Origin of the sequence: Leclercia sp. EC_58, from assembly GCF_019584355.1 — a bacterium.
Taxonomy (GTDB): Bacteria; Pseudomonadota; Gammaproteobacteria; order Enterobacterales; family Enterobacteriaceae; genus Enterobacter.
Genome location: NZ_VDAM01000001.1, coordinates 2930718 through 2937096 on the forward strand (window position 1 = coordinate 2930718; position 6379 = coordinate 2937096).

The following is a 6379-nucleotide window of genomic DNA, read 5'->3' on the forward strand; positions in this document are numbered from 1 at the left end:
GGGTGGCTGGTTATGGATGGTATGAGTTAATTAGCTATTTGTATCAGACTGGTCATCCATTGGCTTGAATCTTCCGCGAAGGTACTTCTCAACGTATTCATCAATTTCTTTAAGCCTGACCTGGAAGATATCAATCATTCTGTCTTGCTCAGTTTCAGGTAATTGTTTGAACAAATTGAGCATTACTCTTTGTTTTTCTGTAAGCCATTTATCTTCATCACCACGCTCACCGAAAAGCAGTTCGCCTGGTGAGGTGCCTAATATTCTGGCTAAAACCATTGCATCGTCAGCACCAACGTTCCTCAACCCGGATTCGTAATTGGCGAGACGAGACGCAGCTGACCACCCGCATAACTTTGCAGCTTGGGCCTGGCTCAATCCCTTTTGAATGCGCAGCGTTCTAATACGCTCGCCGATCTGTTCTGCAATTGTCTTCATGAGTCGATTTTATCACGCATAGTGAATCTTTATCGATTCACGATTATGTTGACATGCAATTCACGATATGTGAATAATGTTCACATCTTACAGGAGAGTCGGATGAACCTAATTTCTCACTATCGCAAAAAAGCAAACATTTCCCAGCTGGCGCTTGCACAACAGATTGGTTGGAACCAACCGCGTTTGGCGAACTATGAATCGAATCTGAGAACGCCAAGCCTGGAAGACTCCCGCCGTATCGTAGCCGCGCTAAATGCTCTGGGGGCACGCTGTTCATTAGATGAGGTTTTCCCACCACTAACAGATGGTTAAGGAGTTCAAATGCAAGCCATTACATATGAGCATGATAACCAAAAGGCTATCGCTCCGCTGAAAACTAAAAATCAGTATGAACCTCGCCGCAGAGACAATTTACGGCGCCAGGTGATCCTGACAGCAGTGCGGGAATGGGAACTTACTATTCCCGGTCAGGCTCAGGACGTTGTTACCCAGCAGGTGGCCGAACAGTGGGCAAAAGAGGGCGGGCGAGGCATCACTGTGAATAAACAGAACCTTTATCGTTACCTGAAAAACGAAACCAACTCTACTAAGTACACGGGTTACGTCATGAAGCTCGCTAACGCAATCAGCATCGCCATGCCGATTGAAATCGCCAGAAAGCATGGCCTTCGCCAGGGTAAAACCGAAGCCGAATTAGAGGCAAGCGCAATGAAAGAATGCAGCGAGGCCCTACAGGCGAAGCTACTTGGGGCTCCTTTGCAGAAACTGGAAAAGGAGATCCGTGAAGCAGCAATAGCTTTGTTCAGCCTTTTGCCATCCGATACGGCGGGACCACTACTGGCAAGTATTAGTGCCGTAGCGCCACAGTTCTTGTAATCGAGTTTTGACCAATGACTACCAGCTTTGCTGGTTAATACGAGGATATAGATGGCCCGTATCAGAACAGTGAAACCTGAATTCTGGACAGATGAGAAGGTGGTGGAGTGTTCAATTCCAGCCCGCTTGCTGTTTATCGGGTTGTTTAATTTCGCTAATGACCTGGGCTGCCTGGAACGATCACCGAAGCGCATCAAGATGCAGATATTCCCGGCAGACAGTATCGACTGCGAGCCGCTCATCTGCGAGCTGATTACTCATGGATTGCTCATTGAGTATTCAGTGAGTGGTAGTGATTACCTGTGCATTAAGGGCTTTTCCAAGCATCAGAAAATCAATCGTCCATCAGCCACAAAAATACCGTCGCCGCTTGCACTCACTGAGCCCGAAGTAAAAAACGAAGGTGGAATCAGTGAGGACTCAGTGAGCCCTCATGGAGTTATCAATGAGTCCTCACTGACGGATACGGATACGGATACGGAAGGGAAAGTAATAACCCCCTCTCTTAGCGAGCGCGAAGACAAAAACCTGGTTCAGCCTCATCAGGACGAACCTCAAAAGCCGAGATATCTCGAAGGGCTGGATGAGCCGATCGGTAAATTCACTATGACCAGCGCGTGGCTGCCATCCAGAGATTTTCGCCAGCGCGCCGCGATGTGGGGGATCGCATTACCAGAACCTGTTTACCACCCAACGGAGCTCGCTGAGTTCGCATCGTACTGGGAGTCAGAAGGGAAGGTGTTCACGCAGGTCCAGTGGGAACAGAAATTCGCACGGCACATCGTGCTGGTGAGATCGAAAAAACAACCGGAAACCGGAGGTAAAGACAATGCAGGAGTTCGGGGAGAGCCTACAGCATCCAGGGCTGTTCAGCAGATTCAGTCAGCCCACGCAGAGTGGCGCCGCCGTAATGGACTTGATGGCAACGGAAACGGCATGGCGCCTGTGGCAGGTCATGGGGGAAATATTCTCGAACCGGTGGACGCAGAAGAATGGGGCGGAGCCTTCGGCGCTCTGGATAGCCCAAATCGGTTCGATGAATGAGCAGCAAATCAAGCTGGTCTGCCAGCAGTGCATGGAGCGTTGTGCCGCTGGCAACACATGGCCGCCAGATCTCGCTGAGTTTGTATCGCTGGTTTCAGAGAGCGGTGCCAACCACTTCGGCCTGACGTCCGACAGTGTCATGAGTGAGTACCGCCGCTGGCGTAACGAGTCCTACCGGTACTCAGGTAGCGATAAATATCCGTGGCCGCAGCCGGTGCTGTACCACATCTGCATTGAGATGCGCAGAACGGGCGTGGAGCGCCAGATGACAGAGGGGGAACTGAAGAAACTGGCAGAGAAGTTGTTAACCAAGTGGAGCAAGCACGTCAGTAACGGCCTTTCGGTACCGCCGATTCGCCGCCAGCTTGCAGCACCGCAGCACCCGGCAGGGCCAACTCCGGCACAGCTGCTGATGGAAGAGTACAAGCGCCGCAAAGCGGCAGGTTTAACCAACTAAATCGAGTGATGACCAATGACCAAACCATTAACCCAGAAAGAGCAGGTGGCAGTTTTTGTGCGCTACCAACCGAACTGCGCCGTTGGCGACGTTTCTGAAGCACTGGATATGTCAGGTGCAACAGCGGGCAAGCTGCTGCGCGAACTGAGTGACGACGGAGTGATAACCCGCTCCCGCAACAGCGTTCAGTACACCTATGCGGCGGTACCGCATGCCGACATTCCGGATGTGATCCTTCCGTGCATGGAGGAGAAAAGCGACCCGATCAAGATGCAGGCTGCCGAGCAGAAGGCGAAGGCGCTGGAAGAAAAGGGGCTGTGGCGCCGCGCTGCAGCGGTGTATTCGGACATGTTCGGCATTGCCTGCAGTTCTGTGGAGGTTGCCCGTATCGCCAAACGCCGCAAAGAGTGCCTGCGCCAGGCGGGGAGGGCATAGCCGATGGCCAGTAACAACCTCTGGACAATCATCCGCGCTATCCAGCACGGCGGTGAGATCACCCCGCGTCAGGTTCGCCGGCTGCTGGGGTGCGACAGCAAAAAGGCCTGTCGCCTGCTGGAGCATCTCGTTGCTGCTGGTGCTGTGAAGAACATCGGCCAGCGCCGCCACCCGGTCTACGTCATGCAGCCAGGCGGGGAAGCGCGCATCAAGCCAATGGCGGTGGCGCGCCAGCGGTCCAGCATTGCAGACGTATGCCGGAACAGCGCCGCAATGAAGCGAGTTTTAATGGTTTGGGGGAGAGCATCAGCATGAGCGCTATTCAGGCAGTAAAGTCGTTTTTCGGAATTGGCGTTTCCAATCAGTTCCCTACGTTAGTTCGAATGCATGAAAAAAAGCGAAACGCATTCGACATGGTCGTGTTCCCATACATCGACCTATCCAACCCCATGCAGGCCACACTTTTCATGAAGGCAGCCAAGGAAATGCGGGAGCACATGACGGGGCATTACTGTCGGGTAGATATTTGCCCGATAAACGAAATCATCCAACTTGCCGGCATGACGCTGTGGGGAAGGGCGGCTGACGCTCACGAGTGGTTGCACAAGCTCCACTGCGTTCGATTCAGGGATATGCATCCCGATATTGCGATGCAGGTTCCACATCGCATCAACATGGTATTTGCAAATGGCGATTATCAGTATCCGTGGGAGGCAGCCCAATGAGCTACGTCTTCCTGATTATGGTTTTATCAAGCCAGAGCATGAACATGCAGGTCGAGCCGATGGAGAACATGGCTCAGTGCCAGGCGGCCATAAAAGCACTGGCCGTTGCAGACCGGGAGCGCTCCTGGAATGAAACGTCACCGCGTATCAACAACATCAAATGCGTTGAGGTGAACTGATGGAGCATATGCTGCAATACGCAACAAAGCGGATCGTCGAACTTGAAAGCCTGCTGCTGGTGGATGTGACAGAAACCATATGGCCTGCCGAGGTGGGCATTGTATACGGCCAAGTTGAAAACGCCGGGGATCTCCCGGCGCATCACCAGCGCCGCCTAAAGCATCACATCAACCGCATGTGGCTGGAGAAAATGCCGGTACCGGCCATCGTTACCGCGGCCCGGTCGCTGGCTGCCGCCATGGAGGAATACGCGTGAGAGAAATCATCGTTGATAACTTTGCCGGTGGCGGCGGGGCGAGTACGGGTATTGAGCTGGCGATCGGCCGCAGCGTGGACATTGCCATCAACCACGACGAGAACGCCGTGGCGATGCACACCACAAACCACCCGGACACGCTGCACTACTGCGAATCCGTTTTCGATGTAAACCCCCTGCTGGCGACCGCTGGCCGCCCAGTGGGGCTGGCGTGGTTCTCCCCGGACTGCCGTCACTTCTCGAAGGCCAAAGGCTCGAAGCCGGTGGAGAAAGAGATTCGTGGTCTGGCGTGGATCGTCATTCGTTGGGCGCTGGCGGTGCGCCCGCGCGTGATGATGCTGGAGAACGTGGAAGAGTTCAAAACGTGGGGCCCGCTTATCGTATCGGCAGACGGCGGGCAGCGCCCGAACCCGGAACGCGCTGGAGAAACCTTTGAGGCGTTCTGCGGCATGCTGTCCGGCGGCATCCCCGCCGGGCATCCGGCGCTGGTAGAGTGCTGCGAGTTCCTGAGCATTGCCGCCGACGGTGAGCAGGCGCAGCAACTGGTTGCCGGGCTGGGCTATGCCGTCGATTACCGCGAGCTGCGCGCGTGCGACTTTGGCGCGCCGACCATCCGGAAGCGGTTCTTCATGGTGATGCGCTGCGACGGTGTGCCGGTGACCTGGCCGCAACCGACCCACGGCGACCCGAAAACGACAGCAGTACAGGGTGGAAAGCTGGCGCCATGGCGCACAGCTGCCGAGTGTATCGACTGGTCTATCCCGGCACAGTCCATCTTCGACCGCAAAAAGCCGCTGGCGGAGAACACGCTCAAGCGCATCGCCCGCGGCATCCAGCGCTTCGTGATTGATAGCGCATCGCCGTTCATCGTGAAGTGCAATCACACCACGACGAAAGGAAAATACGACTGCTTCCGCGGGCAGGGGCTGGCAGAACCGCTGCAGACCATCACCAAAACGCATGGCTATGCGATCGCCACCCCAGTGATGGCTCCGCTGTTTGCTGGTACCGGTGGGTCTGAATTCCAGATGAGGCCGCGCCCGGTTAACAAACCGTTCTTCACTCTGCTTACGCAGAACCGGACCAATGTCCTCGCGCCCGTACTGGCCCCGCTGGTTGCCCGGCAGTTCGGTGCCAGCACTGGGCACCGCGCCGACGAACCGAGCGCCACGATCACTGCTGGTGGTGGTGGTAAATCGCAGCTGGTGGCCGCAAATCTGGTTAAACATTATGGCGGGAATTATCAGGGGGCAGGAATAGGTCTGGATGAACCCACGCACTCAGTAACGACTGTCGACCATCACGCCGTTGTCGCAGCGCACCTGATGGTCAATAACACTGGTCACCCAGGCGGGGCCGCTGACCAGCCTGCGCACACTGTTACAACGGGCAATCACCACGCTGCGGTCACTTCTCATCTGGTGATGCTGCGCGGCACCTGCCGCGACGGCCGGGTGGTTGATGCGCCAGCGCCGGGGTTAACCACGGGCGGCCTGCATGTCGGGAATGTTGAAACCAGCCTGGCGACGGGTGGCTATGACGAGCAGCGCGCGGCGCAGGTGCTGGCATTCCTGCGGGAGTATTGCGGCGTGGATTCTGACGGGCTGGTGACTGTGGATGGCGTGGTATATCGCATCGTGGATATCGGCATGCGCATGCTGCAGCCAGCGGAACTGTACCGCGCCCAGGGCTTTCCGGAGTGGTACATCATCGACCAGGACTACCGCGGCGTGAAGTACGCGAAGGATAAGCAGGTGGCCCGCTGCGGCAACGCCGTGCCGCCGCCGTTCGCTGAAGCGCTGGTAAGGGTGAATTTGCCGGAGATGTGCGAACAACGGGAGTGGGCTGCTTAGGTAATGACTCCAACTTACTGATAGTGTTTTATGTTCAGATAATGCCCGATGACCTTGTCATGCAGCTCCACCGATTTTGAGAACGACAGTGACTTCCGTCCCAGCCTTGCCA

The 6379-nt window shown here is 55.7% G+C and carries 12 protein-coding genes; 10 read left to right on the forward strand and 2 right to left on the reverse strand.

Annotation, left to right across the window (positions count from 1 at the left end; all coding sequences use genetic code 11):
- Nucleotides 1-30: 30 nt before the first annotated feature.
- Nucleotides 31-438 carry a helix-turn-helix domain-containing protein gene (locus tag FHC51_RS14330; protein ID WP_039028969.1) on the reverse strand — a complete coding sequence of 136 codons (408 nt, stop codon included), beginning with the start codon at nucleotides 436-438 and terminating at the stop codon, nucleotides 31-33.
- 102 nt (nucleotides 439-540) lie between these two features.
- On the opposite strand from FHC51_RS14330, the gene FHC51_RS14335 reads away from it, so the two are divergent.
- The 10 genes from FHC51_RS14335 to FHC51_RS14375 are packed head-to-tail and all read left to right on the forward strand — an operon-like array spanning nucleotide 541 to nucleotide 6267.
- On the forward strand, nucleotides 541-753 hold the full coding sequence (locus FHC51_RS14335; RefSeq protein WP_032651371.1) for a helix-turn-helix transcriptional regulator: 213 nt from the start codon (nucleotides 541-543) through the stop codon (nucleotides 751-753).
- A 9-nt stretch (nucleotides 754-762) separates the two neighbouring features.
- Nucleotides 763-1317, forward strand: a complete 555-nt coding sequence (locus tag FHC51_RS14340; protein ID WP_039028970.1) for a toxin YdaT family protein — start codon at nucleotides 763-765, stop codon at nucleotides 1315-1317.
- 51 nt (nucleotides 1318-1368) lie between these two features.
- Complete coding sequence (locus FHC51_RS22950) at nucleotides 1369-2361, forward strand: DnaT-like ssDNA-binding domain-containing protein (protein ID WP_039028971.1); 993 nt, start codon at nucleotides 1369-1371, stop codon at nucleotides 2359-2361.
- On the forward strand, nucleotides 2273-2818 hold the full coding sequence (locus FHC51_RS14345; protein ID WP_156126864.1) for a replication protein P: 546 nt from the start codon (nucleotides 2273-2275) through the stop codon (nucleotides 2816-2818). Before FHC51_RS22950 ends, FHC51_RS14345 begins: the two co-directional genes overlap by 89 nt.
- A 15-nt stretch (nucleotides 2819-2833) precedes the next feature.
- Entirely contained in the window at nucleotides 2834-3253 is a 420-nt protein-coding gene (locus FHC51_RS14350; RefSeq protein WP_032651376.1) for a PerC family transcriptional regulator, read from the forward strand.
- A gap of 3 nt (nucleotides 3254-3256) precedes the next feature.
- Entirely contained in the window at nucleotides 3257-3568 is a 312-nt protein-coding gene (locus FHC51_RS14355; protein WP_220435838.1) for a hypothetical protein, read from the forward strand.
- Entirely contained in the window at nucleotides 3565-3978 is a 414-nt protein-coding gene (locus FHC51_RS14360) for a hypothetical protein (protein ID WP_220435839.1), read from the forward strand. The genes FHC51_RS14355 and FHC51_RS14360 overlap by 4 nt, the downstream gene beginning before the upstream one ends.
- The gene (locus FHC51_RS14365) at nucleotides 3975-4157 is read left to right on the forward strand and encodes a hypothetical protein (RefSeq protein WP_220435840.1); all 183 of its coding nucleotides are present in this window, start codon (nucleotides 3975-3977) and stop codon (nucleotides 4155-4157) included. Before FHC51_RS14360 ends, FHC51_RS14365 begins: the two co-directional genes overlap by 4 nt.
- Nucleotides 4157-4414 carry a hypothetical protein gene (locus FHC51_RS14370; RefSeq protein WP_220435841.1) on the forward strand — a complete coding sequence of 86 codons (258 nt, stop codon included), beginning with the start codon at nucleotides 4157-4159 and terminating at the stop codon, nucleotides 4412-4414. The genes FHC51_RS14365 and FHC51_RS14370 overlap by 1 nt, the downstream gene beginning before the upstream one ends.
- Nucleotides 4411-6267, forward strand: a complete 1857-nt coding sequence (locus FHC51_RS14375) for a DNA cytosine methyltransferase (protein WP_220435842.1) — start codon at nucleotides 4411-4413, stop codon at nucleotides 6265-6267. Before FHC51_RS14370 ends, FHC51_RS14375 begins: the two co-directional genes overlap by 4 nt.
- A gap of 14 nt (nucleotides 6268-6281) precedes the next feature.
- Here FHC51_RS14375 and FHC51_RS14380 read toward each other — a convergent pair.
- On the reverse strand, nucleotides 6282-6379 hold a 98-nt coding region (locus FHC51_RS14380; protein WP_000851394.1), incomplete at its 5' end, for an IS1 family transposase.